This window comes from Pseudarthrobacter phenanthrenivorans, assembly GCF_000813845.1.
Classification (GTDB): domain Bacteria; phylum Actinomycetota; class Actinomycetes; order Actinomycetales; family Micrococcaceae; genus Arthrobacter; species Arthrobacter phenanthrenivorans_B.
On record NZ_JWTB01000004.1, the window covers coordinates 13,120 to 30,681 of the forward strand.

17 protein-coding genes are annotated in these 17,562 nt (G+C 67.5%); 3 read left to right on the plus strand and 14 right to left on the minus strand.

The window, feature by feature from the left end; all coding sequences use genetic code 11:
• Positions 1 to 7: 7 nt before the first annotated feature.
• The 6 genes from cobA to RM50_RS01320 form a co-directional block, all read right to left on the minus strand.
• Positions 8 to 1,264, minus strand: a complete 1,257-nt coding sequence (gene cobA, locus RM50_RS01295; RefSeq protein ID WP_043449116.1) for a uroporphyrinogen-III C-methyltransferase — start codon at positions 1,262 to 1,264, stop codon at positions 8 to 10.
• 87 nt (positions 1,265 to 1,351) lie between these two features.
• Positions 1,352 to 1,798, minus strand: coding sequence for an SRPBCC family protein (locus RM50_RS01300; protein WP_043449117.1), 447 nt, complete (start codon positions 1,796 to 1,798; stop codon positions 1,352 to 1,354).
• A 198-nt stretch (positions 1,799 to 1,996) separates the two neighbouring features.
• The gene (locus tag RM50_RS01305) at positions 1,997 to 2,962 is read right to left on the minus strand and encodes an ABC transporter permease (RefSeq protein ID WP_043449120.1); all 966 of its coding nucleotides are present in this window, start codon (positions 2,960 to 2,962) and stop codon (positions 1,997 to 1,999) included.
• Entirely contained in the window at positions 2,952 to 3,677 is a 726-nt protein-coding gene (locus RM50_RS01310; RefSeq protein WP_043449123.1) for an ABC transporter ATP-binding protein, read from the minus strand. Before RM50_RS01310 ends, RM50_RS01305 begins: the two co-directional genes overlap by 11 nt.
• Before the next feature lie 27 nt (positions 3,678 to 3,704).
• The gene (locus tag RM50_RS01315) at positions 3,705 to 4,835 is read right to left on the minus strand and encodes an ABC transporter substrate-binding protein (protein WP_043449125.1); all 1,131 of its coding nucleotides are present in this window, start codon (positions 4,833 to 4,835) and stop codon (positions 3,705 to 3,707) included.
• A gap of 130 nt (positions 4,836 to 4,965) precedes the next feature.
• On the minus strand, positions 4,966 to 6,132 hold the full coding sequence (locus RM50_RS01320; protein WP_043449128.1) for an RtcB family protein: 1,167 nt from the start codon (positions 6,130 to 6,132) through the stop codon (positions 4,966 to 4,968).
• A gap of 74 nt (positions 6,133 to 6,206) precedes the next feature.
• On the opposite strand from RM50_RS01320, the gene RM50_RS01325 reads away from it, so the two are divergent.
• A complete protein-coding gene (locus RM50_RS01325) occupies positions 6,207 to 6,644 on the plus strand; it encodes an SRPBCC family protein (RefSeq protein ID WP_043449131.1) in 438 nt (145 codons plus the stop codon).
• A 96-nt stretch (positions 6,645 to 6,740) separates the two neighbouring features.
• Here RM50_RS01325 and RM50_RS01330 read toward each other — a convergent pair whose 3' ends face one another.
• From RM50_RS01330 to RM50_RS01350, 5 genes are read right to left on the minus strand one after another with little or no spacing between them, the layout of a single operon-like run.
• The gene (locus RM50_RS01330) at positions 6,741 to 8,150 is read right to left on the minus strand and encodes a sulfate adenylyltransferase subunit 1 (protein WP_043449134.1); all 1,410 of its coding nucleotides are present in this window, start codon (positions 8,148 to 8,150) and stop codon (positions 6,741 to 6,743) included.
• Positions 8,150 to 9,094: a sulfate adenylyltransferase subunit CysD gene (cysD, locus tag RM50_RS01335; protein ID WP_043449136.1), complete on the minus strand. Its 945-nt coding sequence runs from the start codon at positions 9,092 to 9,094 to the stop codon at positions 8,150 to 8,152. The genes RM50_RS01330 and cysD overlap by 1 nt, the downstream gene beginning before the upstream one ends.
• Complete coding sequence (locus RM50_RS01340) at positions 9,091 to 9,819, minus strand: phosphoadenylyl-sulfate reductase (protein ID WP_043449139.1); 729 nt, start codon at positions 9,817 to 9,819, stop codon at positions 9,091 to 9,093. The genes cysD and RM50_RS01340 overlap by 4 nt, the downstream gene beginning before the upstream one ends.
• Positions 9,819 to 11,564, minus strand: coding sequence for a nitrite/sulfite reductase (locus RM50_RS01345; RefSeq protein ID WP_043449142.1), 1,746 nt, complete (start codon positions 11,562 to 11,564; stop codon positions 9,819 to 9,821). Before RM50_RS01345 ends, RM50_RS01340 begins: the two co-directional genes overlap by 1 nt.
• A gap of 54 nt (positions 11,565 to 11,618) precedes the next feature.
• A complete protein-coding gene (locus RM50_RS01350; protein WP_043449144.1) occupies positions 11,619 to 12,488 on the minus strand; it encodes a sirohydrochlorin chelatase in 870 nt (289 codons plus the stop codon).
• A gap of 60 nt (positions 12,489 to 12,548) precedes the next feature.
• Between RM50_RS01350 and RM50_RS01355 the strand changes: the two genes are divergently transcribed.
• On the plus strand, positions 12,549 to 13,202 hold the full coding sequence (locus tag RM50_RS01355; protein ID WP_043449146.1) for a trimeric intracellular cation channel family protein: 654 nt from the start codon (positions 12,549 to 12,551) through the stop codon (positions 13,200 to 13,202).
• A gap of 52 nt (positions 13,203 to 13,254) precedes the next feature.
• Positions 13,255 to 13,683: a hypothetical protein gene (locus RM50_RS01360; protein ID WP_043449149.1), complete on the plus strand. Its 429-nt coding sequence runs from the start codon at positions 13,255 to 13,257 to the stop codon at positions 13,681 to 13,683.
• A 111-nt stretch (positions 13,684 to 13,794) separates the two neighbouring features.
• Here RM50_RS01360 and RM50_RS01365 read toward each other — a convergent pair whose 3' ends face one another.
• From RM50_RS01365 to RM50_RS01375, 3 genes are all read right to left on the minus strand, one after another.
• The gene (locus tag RM50_RS01365; RefSeq protein ID WP_043449151.1) at positions 13,795 to 14,646 is read right to left on the minus strand and encodes a DUF559 domain-containing protein; all 852 of its coding nucleotides are present in this window, start codon (positions 14,644 to 14,646) and stop codon (positions 13,795 to 13,797) included.
• Between the two features lie 487 nt (positions 14,647 to 15,133).
• On the minus strand, positions 15,134 to 16,234 hold the full coding sequence (locus tag RM50_RS01370; RefSeq protein WP_043449154.1) for a polyprenyl synthetase family protein: 1,101 nt from the start codon (positions 16,232 to 16,234) through the stop codon (positions 15,134 to 15,136).
• The gene (locus RM50_RS01375; protein ID WP_043449157.1) at positions 16,231 to 17,562 is read right to left on the minus strand and encodes a geranylgeranyl reductase family protein; all 1,332 of its coding nucleotides are present in this window, start codon (positions 17,560 to 17,562) and stop codon (positions 16,231 to 16,233) included. Before RM50_RS01375 ends, RM50_RS01370 begins: the two co-directional genes overlap by 4 nt.

The window sequence follows — 17,562 nt, forward strand, 5'->3', positions numbered from 1 at the left end:
TTCGGTCTTAGGCGGAGAGGACGCGGGGCTTGTTCGGGGTGGTGGTGCTGTAGTCAGCGGTTTTGAAGTGCGACGGCGCGAACGGGCTCACGCGCACCACGTCACCGATGACAATCACGGCAGGATTTGCGACGCCGGCCGCCTGGGCCTGGTCGGCGATGGAACCGAGCGTGCCGATGGTGACGCGCTGGTCCGGCAAATAGCCGTTTTCCACGATACCAACAGGGGTGTCGGCGGGCAGTCCGGCTTCGCCCAGCGCGGACGCGGATTGGCGCAGCTGGCCGACGCCCATCAGCAGGACGATGGTGTGGTCGGCGCGGGCGGGGACCTCGGAGAGTTCCTCGTGGCCGGTGACCACGCTGAAGCCCTTGGCCAGGCCGCGGTGGGTGACGGGAATGCCTGCCGCGGCGGGAACCGAGATCGCGGAGGTGACGCCGGAAACCACTTCCACCTCCACGCCGTGCTGCCGGCAGTATTCGGCTTCCTCGCCGCCGCGGCCCAGCACGTAGGGGTCGCCGCCCTTGAGCCGGACCACGCGGTGGCCCTTGAGGGCTTCCTCCACCAGGACGCGGTTGATCTCTGCCTGCGGCACGGGGTGGTGGCCGGGGGTTTTGCCCACTTCGATGACGCGGACGTCGGGGGCGAGTTCGTTCAGGAGTTCCCGCGGGCCGAGGCGGTCGGCCACCACGACGTCCGCCTGGCCCAGGAGGCGGCGGCCGCGGACGGTGATGAGGCCGGTGTCCCCGGGTCCACCGCCGACGAGGGCAACGCTTCCCCGGTGCGCACGGCGGCGGCGCAGCGGCAGGTCGCCGGTTTCCAGGGCCGTGGCGACCGCGTCTCGGACGGCCATGGCGCGGCGCGGGTCTCCCCCGGCGTTGACGGCGATCTTGACGTCGTCCACGTGGGCAACGGCGGGGGTCCAGGCGGCAGAAGCTTCATGGTTGGAGGCGTTGACGCACCAGACCCGCTGCGCCTCGGCGTCGGCCGATACCCGGGCATCCACCCCGGGATCCCCGGTGGCGGTCTGGACGAACCAGACGCCGTCGACGTCCTTGGAGTCATACGGGCGCGCTTCCCAGGTGAGCAGGCCGGCGTCGGCCATGTCCTGCAGCGCGGGTGAGGCAACCGGAGCCACGACGGTGACCACGGCACCGGCGTCGAGCAGCCCCTTGGCGCGGCGGGCAGCAACGGGGCCGCCGCCCACCACCAGCACGGGACGGCCAAGCAGCCGCAGCGCGGTGGGGTAAATATCCTGAATTGCCATGGATCAACGGTAGGTCCGCGTCACATTCGCCCACAAAGGCCGAGCAACACCAGTTCACGCAAGGTAATGCTGCGTCACAAACGTTCCCTAGCCGGAGGTGGCAAGGAACTGCCCCCTGCGGACGATGAGTCGCTCCAGGTACCGCGCCAGGAAGAGTCGCTCGACGGCGCGGCCCAGGAAACCAAGCGGCGCGCTGAACTCCACCCTGTCGATCATGACGCTTCCCGTGGCCGTGGGCGCGAAGTCGTGGACGTGACGGAAGGCCTTGAAGGGGCCCTTGACCTGTTCATCCGTGAAGCTGTGCGGGTAGTCGAACGCGGTAACGCGGCTGGTCATGGTGAGCGGTATGCCGAAGTGCCTGGCCCGCCAGGTGACGTCCTGGCCGTCGCCGATCAGTCCGCTGGTGACGCCTTTCACGGCCCGCTCCCCCGCTTGTTTTTGGGAGACGAGGTGCAGGTCGATGCTGCGCGCCCGGTCGAAGAGCTGCTCCACGGGGAGCGCGGATACGGTGCGGCACTCGAAGCTCGCGGTCATCCGGCCAGTCTGCCACCGTTCTTATCGGGCGTGACGCAGTTGCGTGATTTTCGGGCCTTTGCCGACTGGCAGCCCCCGTGGTTTGGGGGCCAAGGGCGAGGGGACGGCTAAAAGTGGCGCAAACGCGTCGGGACAGCAGAGAGCCCGACGGCGGAAGGTCGCCGTCGGGCTCTTGCGGTGCGTTGGGAGGGGGTTTGGTCAGCGGGTGCTGCCGGCCAGGAGGCCCCGGCGGCGCAGGAGCCGCTTCTCGATGGGGCCGAACACCAGGAGCTCGATGAGGATGCCGACGCCAAGGATCAGCAGGATTGCCGCCATGACCACGGACATATCGGACAGCGTCCGGCCCTGGTCCAGGAGGGAGCCCAGGCCGAAGCCGATGGTGCCGCCCACCGCGATGATTTCCGCGGCCATGAGGGAGCGCCACGAGAACGCCCAGCCCTGCTTGAGGCCACCGAGGTAGCCGGGCAGCGCAGCGGGAAGGACCACCTGCAGGGCCATCTGCAGCCGGTTGGCCCCGAGGACGGTGCCCACGCGCCGGTATTGCGGCGGGATCTGGTCCACACCCGAGATCAGGCCGTTGATGATGGACGGGATGGCGCCCATGAACACCACGAAGTAGACGGTGGCGTCGGTCAGGCCGAACCAGATGATAGCCGCCGGGACCCATGCCACGGACGGCAGCACCTGGAGGCCGGAGATCAGCGGACCGAACGCACGCCGCAGCGGTGCCACCTGCGCCAGCAGCAGGCCCACCGGCGTGGCGATCGCCACCGAAATCAGGAAGCCCACCACCCCGCGCTGCAGCGACGTCCACATGGATTCCTGCAGCTTGCCTTCACTCCAGAGCGAGCCCATCTGTGCCACCACGTCCAGCGGCCCGGGGACCAGGTCGCGGCGCTTCACACCGAGCGAGACGTAGAACTGCCAGACCAGCACCAGGACCACCAGCGCGGCCACGGGGAGCAGGATCCGGCTCCAGTCGATCCGGTGCTTGCGGTCGGCGTCGGACTGCAGCGAATCCAGGCCGGATTCAAGCTCCCGCAGGTCCTCATTCCCGGTGGACGTCCTCGTTAGAGCGGCATGGACGTGTCGGGTTTCGGTGCCCGTGGTTTCGACGGGCTCAACCACCGGCTCCTCCTCGACCATGGGTGGGTTACTTGGCATGGCGGCGAATCTCCTCCCGCAGCCGGGCGGTGATGACCCCGGTCAGCTGGCCGGCGAGCCCGGCGTCGGTTCGGTGTTCTTCGGTGACGGCCCATTCCTGGACCACGCGGCCGGGACGCGAGGACAGCAGCAGCACGCGCTGGCCCAGCCGGACGGCTTCGCGGACGTTGTGGGTGACGAAGACGATGGTGCGCCCGGTTTCCTTCCAGATGCGTTCCAGCTCGTCGTGCAGCAGGTCGCGGGTGATGGCGTCCAGGGCGGCGAACGGTTCGTCCATGAGCAGCAGCTGCCGGTCCTGGGCAAGGGAGCGGGCCAAGGAGACGCGCTGCCGCATGCCGCCCGAGAGTTCGTGCGGGCGCTTGTCCCCGGCCGAACCGAGGTGCACCAGTTCCAGGAGTTCCTGGGCCTTGGTGCGGCGGTCGGCCTTGCCCACGCCGCGCAGCTTCAGCGCGAGTTCGATGTTTTCACGGGCGGTAAGCCAGGGGAACAGGGCGGCGTCCTGAAACATGAAGGCGGCACCGTCGCTGGGCACTTCCAGGGCGCCCGACGTCGGCGCTTCCAGTCCCGCGATGATGTTCAGGAGGGTGGACTTGCCGCAGCCGGAGGCACCAAGGAGTGCAACGAACTCGCCTCTCCCGATGTTGGCGTTGACGTCGTCCAGGACCGGGGCGCCGTCGCCGAAGCGCTTGCCCAGGTGTTCCAGTACCACTGGCATGGTGGCGTCCTTCAGTAGTTGGGTTGGTCAGTCCTGGCCGAGGCCGGCCGCTGAAATCTTGTCGGTGCTGCCGGTGACCCCGTTGAGTGCGCGGAGGTCGAAGAGGCCGTTGATGTCGGCGTTCCTGGTGGTTCCTGCATCCACACCGTCCTGCAGCAGCTTGGGGTAGCTGCCGGCCAGCGGGTCGAGGGTGAAGGTGATGTTCGCCAGCGACCTGGCCAGGACGTCCTTCGGCAGTGCCGCGCCGGCGGTTTCCTGCAGGGCGGCGTTGATGAGGTTCGCCTTCTCGTCGGCCGGGGCCGAGTTGAGCCAGGCCACCGACTCCGCATTGCCCTTGATCAGGGCCTTGACGGTGTCCGGGTGGTCGGCGGCGAACTTCTGGTTCACGATCAGGATGGTGGTGGGGAACTCGCCGGGCTTGCCGGTGCCGGTTCCGTCCCACAGGTCTTTTTCATCCACCAGGACTTTGGCTCCGGCGGTGAGCACCAGTCGGGACGCCCACGGTTCAGGCAACCACGCGCCGTCGATCTTTCCGTCCTGGAACAGCTTGAGCGTCTGGGCGTTGTCCGTGGGGTTGATGGCGACGTCGCCGCTGCCGTCCACGTTGGTCTTGTAGCCCTGCCTGGTCAGCCAGGCCCGGAGCGCCACATCCTGGGTGCCGCCGAGCTGCGGCGTCGCCAGGGTTTTCCCCTTCAGGTCCGCGGCCGAGGTGATCCCCGGCTTGACCACCAGCTGAGCACCGCCGGCCGCGGCGCCGGCAATCACGCGCACGGACTGGCCCTGGCTTTTGGCGAACGAGTTGATGGCGGGGTTGGGGCCGATGTAGGCGGCGTCGATGGCGCCGGCGTTCAGGGCTTCGATGGCGGCCGGGCCGGCGTTGAAGGTCTCGGTACTGAGCCGGGTGCTGCCCAGGGCATCGGCCAGGAATTCCTTTTTGACGCCTACCAGGGCGGCGGCGTGCGTGACGTTGCCGAAGTAGCCGAGCTTCAGTTCGGCGGCAGGGCTGGGCTCGGCAGCCTGGGCCTCGGTGTTGCGGGAGACGTTAGACGCCACGATGGCCCCAAAGGCGATCAGCAGGACCAGCCCGAGGGCCAGGGCAGCCTCGATGGCACGCTTGCGCTTGGGGACCGCGCTTTCGCCTGCCACGATGCGGGTCATCCCGGGCTTGGAACTAGTCATTGTTTCACCATAGGGAGTGGCCCAAACCCGTTCAATGACGCGGAAACGGGGGGTCACGCACGTTCATCTAGCGTCACATTCGGCCGCGCTGCTGCCCGGTTTGGCAGGTTCAGTTGCCTTTGACGTTGACCAACTGCCGCAGCTTGTGCCGCACCCTGACAAGGTCCGCGGCGTCCTGCATCACCTGGTCGATCGGCTTATAGGCGGCCGGGATCTCGTCGATGAAGGCCTCCGATGCGCGGAACTCAATCCCGCGCATGGCCCGCTTCAGTTCCTCCAGTGTGAAGGCCTTGCGGGCGGCGTTGCGGGAGTACTCCCGGCCGGCGCCGTGCGGGGAGGAGTTCAGTGACGCCGGGTTGCCCAGGCCTTCCACCACATAGGACGCCGTCCCCATGGACCCGGGAATGAGCCCGGGATCGCCCGGCCCGGCCTTGATGGCACCCTTGCGGGACACCCATACCGACTTCCCGTAATGCGTCTCCTGCTCGGTGAAGTTGTGGTGGCAGTTGATCCGTTCGCGTTCCCGCACGGGGCCACCCACCCAGCGGCTGAACCGGGCCGTCACGCGGTCCATCATTTCCTCCCGGTTCAGCAGGGCGAAGTGCTGGGCCCAGCGCAGCTCGGCGATGTAGCGCTCAAACTGCGGGGTGCCCTCGTCCAGGTAGGCGAGGTCGGGGTCCGGCAGGTAAATCTGGTGCTTCCTGCTGACGTGCTGGGCGACGCCGATGTGGTGCTGCGCGATCCTGTTGCCGATGCCCCGCGAGCCCGAGTGCAGGAAGAGCCACACGCCGTCGTCCTCGTCCGCCGACACCTCAATGAAGTGGTTACCCGAGCCCAGGGACCCCAGCTGCAGTTCCCACTTGTCGACGTACTGCCCGGGGTTGAAGCCGGCCTTCGCGGCCCGGCGCTTCAGCTCGGCAATCCGCGGCTCCGCCGTAGCCAGGACTTTCCGGTTGTTGTGCCCGGCGGACAGCGGAATGACCCGCTCGATGTCCTCCCGCAGGCTCTTCCGGTCCTTGGGCAGGTCCTTCACCGAGTACTGGGTGCGGACCGCGATCATGCCGCAGCCGATGTCCACACCCACTGCCGCGGGGATGATGGCGCGCAGCGTGGGAATCACGGAGCCCACCGTGGCCCCTTTGCCCAGGTGCGCGTCCGGCATCAGCGCCAGGTGCGGGTAGATGAACGGCAGCCCCGCCGTCATCACTGCCTGTTCGCGGGTCTTGTCATCCAGGATGGACGCCCAGTTCAGAAGCTTGGGACTGATGTTTTCCACTGCCGCCTCCCGCCGCGGTGACCAGGACTAGGGTAAGTCCTAGGCTAACCCCGCCTTCGAGAGGAGAAGCAGCCATGGTCAACGTCCAGACGGACATCCACATCAACAGGCCGCGCGCCTACGTGGCGGGCTTCGCGGCGGACCCGGACAACGCCCCCCGGTGGTACGTCAACATCCATTCCTCGCAGCGGCTGGACGGCGGCCCGTTGGGCACGGGCTCAAAGGTGGCCTTCACCGCGAAGTTCCTGGGGCGGGAGCTCAACTACACCTACGAGTTCGTGGAGTACGTCCCGGGTGAAAAGCTGGTGATGCGCACGGACCAGGGACCGTTTCCCATGCAGACCACCTACACGTGGACGGACGACGGCGGCGGGACCCGGATGACCCTGGGCAACAGCGGGAGCCCCTCGGGTTTCTCCCGGCTGGCCGGGCTGGTCATGGAGCCGATGATGCGCCGCGAGAACCGGAAGGACCTGGAGCGGCTCAAGGCGATCCTCGAGGGACGGCAGTAGGCCCCGGCCCTGGACACGACAAAACCGCGGCTTGTTCGCGTGTCCGTCCCTTGAAGGTTCGGATCTGCGAACAAGCCGCGGTTTCGGGGGCAGGACCTAGATGCTGTAGCGCTCGTCCTCGTGGTCGCCCGGGTGGTCCTTGACCAGGCCTGCGGCCAGCGTGTTGCCGTCCAGTGGATCGATCACCAGGAACGCACCGGTGCGGCGGTGGTGCAGGTAGTTTTCCAGCGGCAGCGGTGCGGCGAGCCGGAGCTGCGCGTGCCCGATGTCGTTCAGTTCCAGGGTGGACGCCGGCTCCAGCTTGAAGGAGGCCAGGTCCAGCTTGCCGGTGACGTTGCGGACCATCGCCTGCACGGTACGGGTGCCGTGCTTGACCAGCACCTTCTGGCCTTCCCGGAGGGGCTTGGGCGAGAGCCAGCAGAGGGCCGCGTACAGATCCGCGGAGGCTTCGCGGACGGTGCCGGCAGCAGCGATGGTGTCTCCGCGCGCGACGTCGAACTCGTCCGCCAGCCGGATGGCCACGGACTGCGGCGCGGCGGCTTCCTCAAGGGAGGCACCGGCGAAGTCGATCCCCACCACGGTGGTGGTGCGCGGGTCCTGGCCGGGAGTCAGGACGGAGACCTTGTCGCCCACCTTCACGGAACCTTCAGTGATCTGGCCGGCGTAGGCGCGGTAGTCACGGAAGGCCTCCACGTCCAGGCCGGCGGCCACGGCATCCGGTGCGAGGGCACCCTGCGGCCGGATGACCAGCTGCACGGGGAAGCGGAAGCTTTCCAGGTGGCTTTCCAGTTCGTCGGCCGCCGGGAGGGTTTCGAGGACCTCCAGCAGGGCCGGCCCGGTGTACCAGGGGGTGCGCTCGGAGCGGTCCACCACGTTGTCGCCGTCGAGGGCGGAGACGGGGATGACCAGCAGGTCGCTGATGCCGTCGGCGCCGAGGCCCAGCTCACGGCCCACCTGTTGCACGTCGGCTTCGATGTCGCGGAACACGGATTCGCTGAAGTCCACCAGGTCGATCTTGTTCACGGCAACGATCACGTGCGCCACGCGCAGCAGCTGCAGCACGGACAGGTGCCGGCGGGTCTGCTCCAGGACACCCTTGCGGGCGTCGATGAGCACGACGACGGCATCCGCGGTGGATGCGCCCGTCACCGTGTTCTTGGTGTACTGCACGTGCCCGGGGCAGTCGGCCAGGATGAAGCTGCGGCGGTCGGTGGCGAAGTAGCGGTAGGCCACGTCGATGGTGATGCCCTGTTCGCGTTCGGCGCGCAGGCCGTCGGTCAGCAGGGCAAGATCGATCCCGCCCTTGTCTCCGCCGAAGCCGCGGTCGGCCGAGGTGCGGGCCACGGCGTCGAGCTGGTCGGCGAGGATGGCCTTGGAGTCGTGGAGGAGGCGGCCCACCAGGGTGGACTTGCCGTCGTCGACCGATCCTGCGGTGGCGAACCGGAAGAGGGTGGTGGGCAGGGCTTCGTTGATGGATTCGGCCGGAATCTCAGAAATCGTGGTCATTAGAAGTACCCGTCCTTCTTGCGGTCTTCCATGGCGGCCTCGGAGATGCGGTCATCTGCGCGGGTGGCGCCACGTTCGGTCAGGGTGGAGGCGGCGACTTCAACCACGACGTCGGACACCGTAAACGCGTTGGACTCGACGGCGCCGGTGCAGGACATGTCGCCCACCGTGCGGTAGCGGACGGTCTTGGTGATGACTTCCTCATCCGGGCGGGGCTGGGACACCTCGCCCACGGCGCGCCACATGCCGTCGCGGGCGAAGACCTCGCGCTCGTGGGCGTAGTACAGGCCGGGGAGTTCAATGTTCTCGCGCTCGATGTAGCGCCAGATATCCAGCTCGGTCCAGTTGCTGATGGGGAACGCACGGACGTGCTGGCCCACGGTGTGGCGGCCGTTGTAGAGGTTCCACAGCTCGGGGCGCTGGTTGCGCGGGTCCCACTGGCCGAACTCGTCACGGAGGCTGAGGATGCGCTCCTTGGCGCGGGCCTTGTCCTCGTCGCGGCGGCCGCCGCCGAAGACGGCGTCGAACTTGTTCTGCTGGATGGCGTCCAGCAGCGGGACGGTCTGCAGCGGGTTGCGGGTGCCGTCGGCGCGCTCGGCGAGTTCGCCGCGGTCGATGAACTCCTGCACGGAGCCCACCACGAGCTTCAGGCCCAGGCGCTCGACGGTGCGGTCACGGAAGTCGATGACCTCGGGGAAGTTGTGCCCGGTGTCCACGTGCAGCACGGGGAACGGCACCTTGCCCGGCCAGAACGCCTTGGTGGCCAGGTGCAGCATCACCACGGAGTCCTTGCCGCCGGAGAACAGCAGCGCGGGCTTCTCGAACTCGGCAACAACCTCGCGGATGATGTGGATGGCTTCGGATTCGAGGGTGTCCAGGCTGGACAGGCGCGTGGTTACGGCGGTGTCAGTCACCTGGGTCTCCTCGGAAAGGGATGTGCTCATACGTGAAGTCCGCATTCTGTCTTGTCGGTTCCTGCCCAGCGGCCGGCGCGGGGGTCTTCGCCGGGCGCCACCTTGCGGGTGCAGGGCTGGCAGCCAATGGAGGGGTAACCCTGCGAGAGCAGCGGGTTGACGGGGAGGAGGTTGTCCTCGGAGTACTGGACCAGCTGGTCGAAGGTCCAGGCTGCCATCGGGTTGACCTTGACCAGCCCGTTCTTCTCGTCCCAGGTGATCAGCGGGGTGTTGGTGCGCGTGGGGGCTTCGTCGCGGCGGACGCCGGTGAACCAGAGTTCGTAGCCGGCCAGGGTCCGCTGCAGCGGGGCCACCTTGCGGAGGGCGCAGCACTGGGCGGCGTCCCGGGCGAAGAGGTTTTTGCCCAGCAGCCGGTCCTGCTGCTCCACGGTGTTCTCCGGCAGCACGTCCACCACGTTGACGCGGAGGTTCGCGGCCACCTCGTCACGGGTGGCGTAGGTTTCCGGGAAGTGGTAGCCGGTCTCCAGGAACAGGACGTCGACGCCGGGCATCTGGTCCGCCACCAGGGCGGGCAGGACGGCGTCGGCCATGGAGCAGGCGACGGCGACCGCGGGCAGGTCGAAGTTGCGCTCCACCCAGGCGATCACGTCGCGGGCGGGGGCGTCCCAGCCGAGCTCGGCGGCGCCGGCTTCGGCGAGGGCCTTCAGCTCTTCGACAGGGCGCTTGGCCGGTGCGGGTGCGAGATGCTTTGCCATTACTGCAGTGCCTCCTCGTCTGCTGCGTGGGCCCATTCGGCGAAGGTCTGGCCTTCGCCGCGGTCGGCGACGAACCGGCGCACCACGCGCTCCACATAGTCGGGCAGGTCGTCGACGTAGACCTTCAGGCCGCGCACGGTGCGGCCCAGGCCGGCTTCCTCGCGGTCGTTGTTTGCCAGCCCGCCGCCCAGGTGGACCTGGAAACCCGGGGAGGGATCGCCGTCGGGCGTTGGCAGCATCATGCCCTTGAGGCCGATGTCCGCCGTCTGGATGCGGGCGCACGAGTTGGGGCAGCCGTTGATGTGCAGCGACAGTGCCTGCGGCAGCTGGCCGGAGCCGGCGAGGTCGGCCAGGCGGCGTTCCAGCTCGGCGACGGCGGTGGCGGCCGTGTACTTGGTCTCCACAATGGCCAGCTTGCAGTACTCGATGCCGGTGCAGGCGATGGTGCCGCGGCGGAACACGGACGGCCGGGCGGACAGGCCAAGGGTGTCCAGCTCGGTGATGAGCGGCTCCACCTGGTCCTTCTCGACGTCCAGCACCACAATCTTCTGGTGCGGGGTGGTGCGCAGGCGGTAGGAGCCGCGGGCCTCGAGGGTGTCGGCGAGCTTGACCAGGGCGGCGCCGGAGAGCCGGCCGGCGATGGGGGTGGCGCCGATGAAGAACTTGCCGTCCTTCTGCTCGTGCACGCCCACGTGGTCGCCGGGAGTGGCCGGCTTGGGGGCGGCGGGACCGTCGGCCAGCTTGTAGCCCAGGTATTCGTCCTCCAGGATCTGGCGGAACTTTTCCGGGCCCCAGTCGGCCAGCAGGAACTTCAGGCGGGCCTTGGTGCGCATGCGGCGGTAGCCGTAGTCCCGGAAGATGCTGGTGACGCCCAGCCACACGTCGGCGGCCTGGTCCGGCTGGACGAAGGCGCCCAGGCGCTTGCCGAGCATCGGGTTGGTGGACAGCGCGCCGCCCACCCAGAGGTCGTAGCCAACGCCGAGCTCGGGGTGGCGGACCCCCACGAAGGCGCAGTCGTTGATCTCGTGGACCACGTCCTGGCTGGGGTGCCCGGTGATCGCGGTCTTGTACTTGCGCGGCAGGTTGGACAGCAGCGGGTTGCCGATGAACCGCTCCCCCAGCTCGGCGATGAGCGGGGTGGGGTCGATGATCTCGTCCTTGGCGATGCCGGCGACGGGCGAACCCAGGATGACGCGGGGCACGTCGCCGCAGGCTTCGGTGGTGGACAGGCCCACGGACTCCAGCCGGTTCCAGATCTCGGGGATGTCCTCCACGCGGATCCAGTGCAGCTGGATGTTCTGCCGGTCGGTGAGGTCGGCGGAGTCCCGGGCAAAGTCCACGGAAATCTGGCCGATGACGCGCAGCTGCTCGGTGGTAAGGGCACCGCCGTCGATCCGCACGCGCAGCATGAAGTACTTGTCCTCAAGCTCGTGCGGCTCAAGGGTTGCGGTCTTGCCGCCGTCGATCCCGGGCTTGCGCTGGGTGTAGAGGCCCCACCAGCGAAAACGGCCGTGCAGGTCCTGGCCGGGGATGGCGTCGAAGCCTTCCTTGGCGTAGATGGTCTCGATACGCTCGCGGACGTTCAGGCCGTCGTCTTCCTGTTTCCAGGTTTCGTTGGCGTTCAGCGGCGTCTTGCCGTCCACTTTCCACTGCCCGTGCGGTTTTGCAGCGGGGCGGGACGGGCGTGCGGGGCGCTTGGCGGCAGCGGAGTCCGCCGACGCTCCGGCTAGAGCTGTATCAGTCATGCATCGACTGTAGGGCGACGCCGAATAGCGTCACAAAGGCCCGGAAACGCTAAGTCACCTAGGGAAATATTTCGTCACGAAACGCCGGACGGCCTTGAAGAAGCCTCCCTGCTGTGCATCGGCGGGCACCTCGGTGGGGGCTGCGGCGGGAGCCGCGGGGGCGGCCTGTTCGGGGGCCTCGGCGCGGGTTGAATTCATCCGGGCGACGGCGGCGTCATACCTGTCCAGCGCAATTTCGGCCAGCACGCGGGAGGGCAGCAGCGGCGCGGTCACGACGTCGGCACCCGCCTTGGCCAGCTGGTCGTGGAAGAAGCCCGGCGCCAGGAGGTACGAGGCAACCACCACGCGCCCGCCGACGTCGACCGCCCCTGCGGACTCCCCCGCCCCGGCCCCCCCGGCAAGTTCCTCGCGAAGCATGGCGACGGCGTCGGGCACGGACGGCTTGGCGGACGCACCGTAGGCGGCCACGATGCGGTTGGACCGCAGCTCCCGCAGCTGGCCCACCAACTCCTCCACGCTGACGGCGGCGTTCGGGTTGGAGGAGCCGGCCGCGGCCAGCACGATGACGTCGTTGTCCGTGGTGCCGGCCTCCCGCAGCCGCTGGTCCAGCAGTTGGGCGAGCCGCGGGTCGGGACCCAGCGGCGCGGCGGCCGCACTGCCCGGACGGCTTTTCACGGCACGGGCAATATCCACTTTCACGTGGTAGCCAACGCTCAGCAACAAAGGAACCACGACGGCGGGTTCCCCGGCCGGCAGGCCCGCCACCACGTCCACCAGGTCGGGCTGCTGGACGTCCACGTAGGCCTCCCGGACATCCAGTCCGGGGCGGAGTTCGGCGATGGCAGCGCGCAGGGCGTTGACCTCCGCGGCTCCCTGTGTGTTGGACGTCCCATGGGCGCAGGCGATCATGATGGGGCTGTTCATAGGGGTTAGCGTAACGTTGGAGCCGCCCTGTCCGCCCTCTTTGAATTGCCGGGACGCTCCATGACATTCGCCTTTGACAACTCCCCGGTGTGGCTGGATCTGCTGGGCGTGTTCTTCTTTGCCGTCTCGGGCTCGCTGCTGGCGGCGCGGAAGCAGATCGATATTGTCGGGTCCCTGCTGCTGGCCTCCCTGGTGGGGCTTGGCGGCGGCGTGATCCGCGACATCATCCTTGCCGTGGTCCCCGCAGCGTTCACCAACCCCGCGTATCTGGTTCCGCCGCTGCTGGCCACCGTGCTGGTGTTCTTCCTGTTCTCCAGCGTCCAGCGCTACACGTCGCTGCTGGTCCTGTTCGACGCCGCCGGCCTGGCGCTGTTCTGCATGACCGGCACGCTGAAGGCGCTGGCCACGGGGTTGAATCCGGTGGCTTCGGTGCTGCTGGGAGTAACGACGGCGGTGGGCGGTGGCCTGCTGCGGGACATTACCGCCAACGAGGTTCCGGAACTGTTCAACCCCAAGGACATTTATGCCCTGCCCGCGTTCCTGGGCTCCTTGTTGACGGCAATCCTGTGGGTTTTCGGCGTGTTCAACGTCCTGACGGCGGCAGGCATCGCGGCTGTGGTTTTCACGTTCCGGGTGCTTGCCTGGCGGCGCTCCTGGCAGGCGCCCCTCGCGGTGCGTGGCTGGCAACGCCGGGCGGCCGATCCGGGCCTCTGAGGGTTCGGCGCGATGTCATTTTGGGGGCCTCCGGATTGGCTAGGATATGAGCATGACTGACATGTTCCTCGAGAAGTTCCGTGCGCTTGTTCCGAAGTATCTCGAGGATGAATGGCAGGAAGAGGACGGCCTGACGCCCGAGGAGCTGGACAAGGCCCTCGCCGACCACCAGTTCCAGATCCCGCTGGTCCTGCGCGAGTTCTATCTCGCCCTGGGCGGCTGCGAGGACCTGATGGAGGCGTACCACTACTTCTGGGACCCCGAGGAGCTCGAGGTCGATGACGAGGGCTTCCTGATGTTCCTCGAGGATGAAGAGGAACAGTTCACCTGGGGCTTCCGGGTAGGCGACCTCGGCGTCCCTGACCCCATCGTGTACCGGCGCAACAATGCCCGCGGCCAATGGAAGTCCGAGGAAGGGACCTTCTCCGAGTTCGTCTTCGACATGTTCGAGTGGGCGTTCGAGGACGAAGAGGAAGAGTAAAGGGCTTCCTCCTCTGGGCCCGCTGCCTTCAGCGTAAATGCGTCATTTATAGGTCATTTCAGGATCAGGCCCCGGATTGCAGGGGTTTCACACCCTCTGCTGGCCTATAAATTACGCAAACGTGTTGCCGTCCCGGTTGTTCGTTGGCCTTCGCCACCTGCGCAACACCGCCTGGACTTCTGCCACCATGGCGTCGGGACGGTGGATGACGTCGTCATAGTAATAGCGCAGCACCAGGTAGCCCCCGATGATGCTTTGGTTGTTGCGGCGTTGGTCCCGCTTGACGGATTTTGGTTCGAAGTGGGTTGAACCATCTGTCTCCACCACCAGGCACTCCTCCACCAGGAAGTCCACTTCGCCTACTCCTGCGATGTAAACATGCCGCCGGAGCCGCAGTCCGGCGCGAGCAAAGTGGACATTTGCAAGTACCTCAAGCACGGAGTCCGCTCGGGGAATCACCAGGTCCAGTACCGATCGTGTCCGCCCGTTCCGGCGGCCCTGGCAACGCCCGTAAAGGAAATCAAGCGCGATGTCACCGCGGCCCACAGCCGACTGCACCATCACCAGCGCCTCAAGCTCCGGCAGGCAATGCAGCGCATGCAAAAGGACGTCTGCCAGACCCAATGCAGGCAGCCAGGAATGCCGCGGATGTTTGGGGCGGCCGTGGTCAATGACGCCAGGCGTATGTACGGGGTGGCTCCGGCTGACATGCAGGACGGCTGGATCGCCGAGGGTCCACAGGTCGTAGATCGGCGCTGCGGATAGACAAGTGAGCCGCCCGCCAGCGGCCAAAGCCCGGACAGCGCGTTTGTCGCCGGGCAGCGAGTACACACCCCGCCTGATTTTCAGCACGAGGCCAAGAGCTACCGCCCGGCCCACCTTGGTACGCGTGAACCCGGCCTTATGCAGCTCCAGCGATCGAGCAGCTCCACCGCGCCTGGCCAGGTAGTCGCAGATATCCATCCCTCATCGTGCGTGGGGGGAGCACTCGCGGGAGCAGAGGGATGTGTCCATGTGGATAAGCGACAACGAGGCGGCCGACCCGTTTTGCGTAATTTACGCGGCGCAGCTAATCGAGGGTGCACGTAAATACGGGGCTGGCACCTCGCGGCGAAGCCATAAGTAACGCATTTGGGGTAGGACCTCCCCCGCGAAAACTCTTTGACAGGAGAGTTACACAAAGACTTGCGTATTGTGACAAAGCTGTCATAAGCTATTCCCGGATCCGCTAAACGCCTCCGGCGGGTCTGATGCGAACGGAGAGACAGCCCCGGTTCACAGCAGCTTCGGTTGCTGCGGACCGGGGCTGTCCCGTTAACGCCCCATCCATCGATTGCTCCGTAGTTGTCGTTATGGCGCGTCAAAACGACAACTACGGAGCAGTCGATGAAAAGAAGAAGCCCGGCCCCCACCTGGACAACCAAGGGAACCGGGCTCCTGACAGACCCAATCAGCTGGCGCGGTCCACCACGGCCAGCGCGAAGTTGGACAGCGACTCCTTGACCACGCCCTCGGGCAGCGGAGCCAGGGCGGCGATGGCCTCGTCGGCCCAGCGGCGCGCCACCACCCAGGACTCTGCCGTTACGGGGTGCTCGCGGAGGCCGGCAACGGCGGCGGCCAGGGCCTCGTCCGAGGACAGGTCGCCGTCGATGAGCCTCAAAAGGTCGACGGCGGACTGGTCGCCGTCGGCGGCTGCCTTGCGCAGGAGCAGCACCGGCAGGGTGGGAACTCCTTCGCGCAGGTCGGTTCCCGGGGACTTGCCGGACTTGACCTTGACGCCGGTGACATCGATGACGTCGTCGGCCAGCTGGAAAGCGACACCAACCTTCTCGCCGTATTCCACCAGGATGTCCTCGAAGGCCTCGTCGGCGCCGGAGAAGATGGCACCGAACTGGCCGGAGGCCGCCACCAGCGAACCGGTCTTGTCCGCGATCACCGACAGGTAGTGCTCCACCGGGTCCTCGTCCGGCCGGGGGCCCACGGTTTCGTGCAGCTGGCCCAGGCACAGGCGCTCGAAGGTGCGGGCCTGGATTCCGAGTGCCCGGCCGCCAAGCTCGGACACCAGGATGGACGCGCGGGCAAAGATCAGGTCCCCGGTGAGGACGGCCACGGAGTTGCCCCACACCTCGTGTGCAGTCGGCGCTCCGCGGCGGAAGGGCGCGGAGTCCATGACGTCGTCGTGGTAGAGGGTGGCCAGGTGGGTCAGTTCAACCACGACGGCGGCCTGCACCACCGCAGGCAGGGACGCGTCGCCGAGGTGGGCGCAGAGCAGCGTCAGCAGAGGCCGGATACGCTTGCCGCCGGCTTCCACCAGGTGGCGCGACGTTGCGTCAGCCAGGGGATCCGAGTTGGCGATGGCTTCGCGGAGCTTCTTCTCCACCTTGGCCAGGTTGGTGGTGATGGCAGGGCCCAGTTCATCGTCCGCTGCGATGGCCGCGAAGCCGGCCGGCAGCTGGAGTCCCGTGGCGATGGCCGTGGTGTTGAGGCTGGGTTCGGAGTCCGGCAGGCCGTGCCCGGCGTGCGTCCAGCTGTGGTCTGCGGATTTGGTCACGGGTTAACCCTAACTTTTTGTTGCGGATACCGCTGGTTCGGAGCTGACGGGGTATTGGATGTGGCCGGAACCAGCGATTCCAGGACGCGGATCACCTGGTCCTCGAAGCCTTTCGCGGAGCTGTCCGTGAGGTTCGCCAGGAGCCGCACCACGAACCGCATCAGCACGGGGATGGGCATTCCGGTCCGCAGGGCAAGCTTCATGACGGCGGGCTTGCCGATCAGCGCGGCGAAGGCCCGGCCCAGGGTGAAGTGCGATCCCCACTGGCCCCTCACGTAGTCCGCGTACCGCGCAAGGTGCGCGTCGGCGTCGTACGTTCCGCCCGAAGCAGCCATGCGTGAGGAGGCGTCGATGATGAACTCCGCCGCGAAGCGGGCCGACTCCATGGCGTAGGAGATGCCCTCGCCATTGAACGGGGACACCATGCCGCCGGCGTCGCCGAGCAGGAGGAGCCCGGGTGAGTAGTGCGGCGTGCGGTTGAAGCCCATGGGCAGGGCGGCACCGCGGATCTCGCCCACCTGGTTTTCCGGCGTGAACCCCCAGTCGGCCGGCATGCCGGCGGTCCATTCGCGCAGGACCTGCTTGTAGTCGAGCTTGCCGAATTCCTTCGAGGAGTTGAGGATGCCCAGGCCCACGTTGGAGGTGCCGTCGCCCACGCCGAAGACCCAGCCGTAGCCGGGCAGCAGCTTGCCGTCCCGGCCGGGGAGCTCCAGCCAGCCCTCCATCCAGTCGTCGTTGGTGCGCGGGGACGTGAAGTAGGTGCGGACGGCGACACCCAGCGGCCGGTCGTCGCGCTTCTGGATGCCTTGGGACACGGCGGTGCGGGTGGAGTTTCCGTCGGCAGCGAGCACGACGTCGGCGGGAAACTCGAGCGTCTCCCCCGTCTTGCGCCCGGACTCATCAAGGAGCGCTGCGCGGACCCCCGTGACGCGGCCGGCATCGTTTGTCAGGGCATCGGTGACGCTGTGCCGCTCAAGGATGGTGGCCCCGGCGGCCTGGGCGTGCCGGGCCAGTTCCTCGTCAAAGCCCAGGCGGGTGCGGATGAGCCCGTACTGCGGGAAGTCGGACACCTCGGGCCAGGGCAGTTCGATGGTGCGGCCGCCGGCGATGAGGCGCAGGCCCTTGTTCCGGCGCCAGCCGTCGTTCTCGGGGTGCGGCAGGCCGAGCTTCTGGATCTCGCGCACGGCACGGGGCGTCAGGCCGTCGCCGCAGACCTTCTCCCGCGGAAACGACGTCTTCTCCAGGACCGTGACGTCCAGGCCTGCCTTGGCAAGGTAGTACGCGGCGGTGGACCCGGCGGGACCGGCGCCGACAATCAGAACCTTCAC

Excerpts from the sequence above, each read along its gene's own strand:
- cobA (WP_043449116.1), bottom strand. The coding sequence starts at position 1,264 with ATGGCAATTCAGGATATTTACCCCACCGCGCTGCGGCTGCTTGGCCGT.
- RM50_RS01300 (WP_043449117.1), bottom strand. The coding sequence starts at position 1,798 with ATGACCGCGAGCTTCGAGTGCCGCACCGTATCCGCGCTCCCCGTGGAG.
- RM50_RS01305 (WP_043449120.1), bottom strand. The coding sequence starts at position 2,962 with ATGCCAAGTAACCCACCCATGGTCGAGGAGGAGCCGGTGGTTGAGCCC.
- RM50_RS01310 (WP_043449123.1), bottom strand. The coding sequence starts at position 3,677 with ATGCCAGTGGTACTGGAACACCTGGGCAAGCGCTTCGGCGACGGCGCC.
- RM50_RS01315 (WP_043449125.1), bottom strand. The coding sequence starts at position 4,835 with ATGACCCGCATCGTGGCAGGCGAAAGCGCGGTCCCCAAGCGCAAGCGT.
- RM50_RS01325 (WP_043449131.1), top strand. The coding sequence starts at position 6,207 with ATGGTCAACGTCCAGACGGACATCCACATCAACAGGCCGCGCGCCTAC.
- RM50_RS01330 (WP_043449134.1), bottom strand. The coding sequence starts at position 8,150 with ATGACCACGATTTCTGAGATTCCGGCCGAATCCATCAACGAAGCCCTG.
- cysD (WP_043449136.1), bottom strand. The coding sequence starts at position 9,094 with ATGAGCACATCCCTTTCCGAGGAGACCCAGGTGACTGACACCGCCGTA.
- RM50_RS01340 (WP_043449139.1), bottom strand. The coding sequence starts at position 9,819 with ATGGCAAAGCATCTCGCACCCGCACCGGCCAAGCGCCCTGTCGAAGAG.
- RM50_RS01345 (WP_043449142.1), bottom strand. The coding sequence starts at position 11,564 with ATGACTGATACAGCTCTAGCCGGAGCGTCGGCGGACTCCGCTGCCGCC.
- RM50_RS01350 (WP_043449144.1), bottom strand. The coding sequence starts at position 12,488 with ATGAACAGCCCCATCATGATCGCCTGCGCCCATGGGACGTCCAACACA.
- RM50_RS01355 (WP_043449146.1), top strand. The coding sequence starts at position 12,549 with ATGACATTCGCCTTTGACAACTCCCCGGTGTGGCTGGATCTGCTGGGC.
- RM50_RS01360 (WP_043449149.1), top strand. The coding sequence starts at position 13,255 with ATGACTGACATGTTCCTCGAGAAGTTCCGTGCGCTTGTTCCGAAGTAT.
- RM50_RS01365 (WP_043449151.1), bottom strand. The coding sequence starts at position 14,646 with ATGGATATCTGCGACTACCTGGCCAGGCGCGGTGGAGCTGCTCGATCG.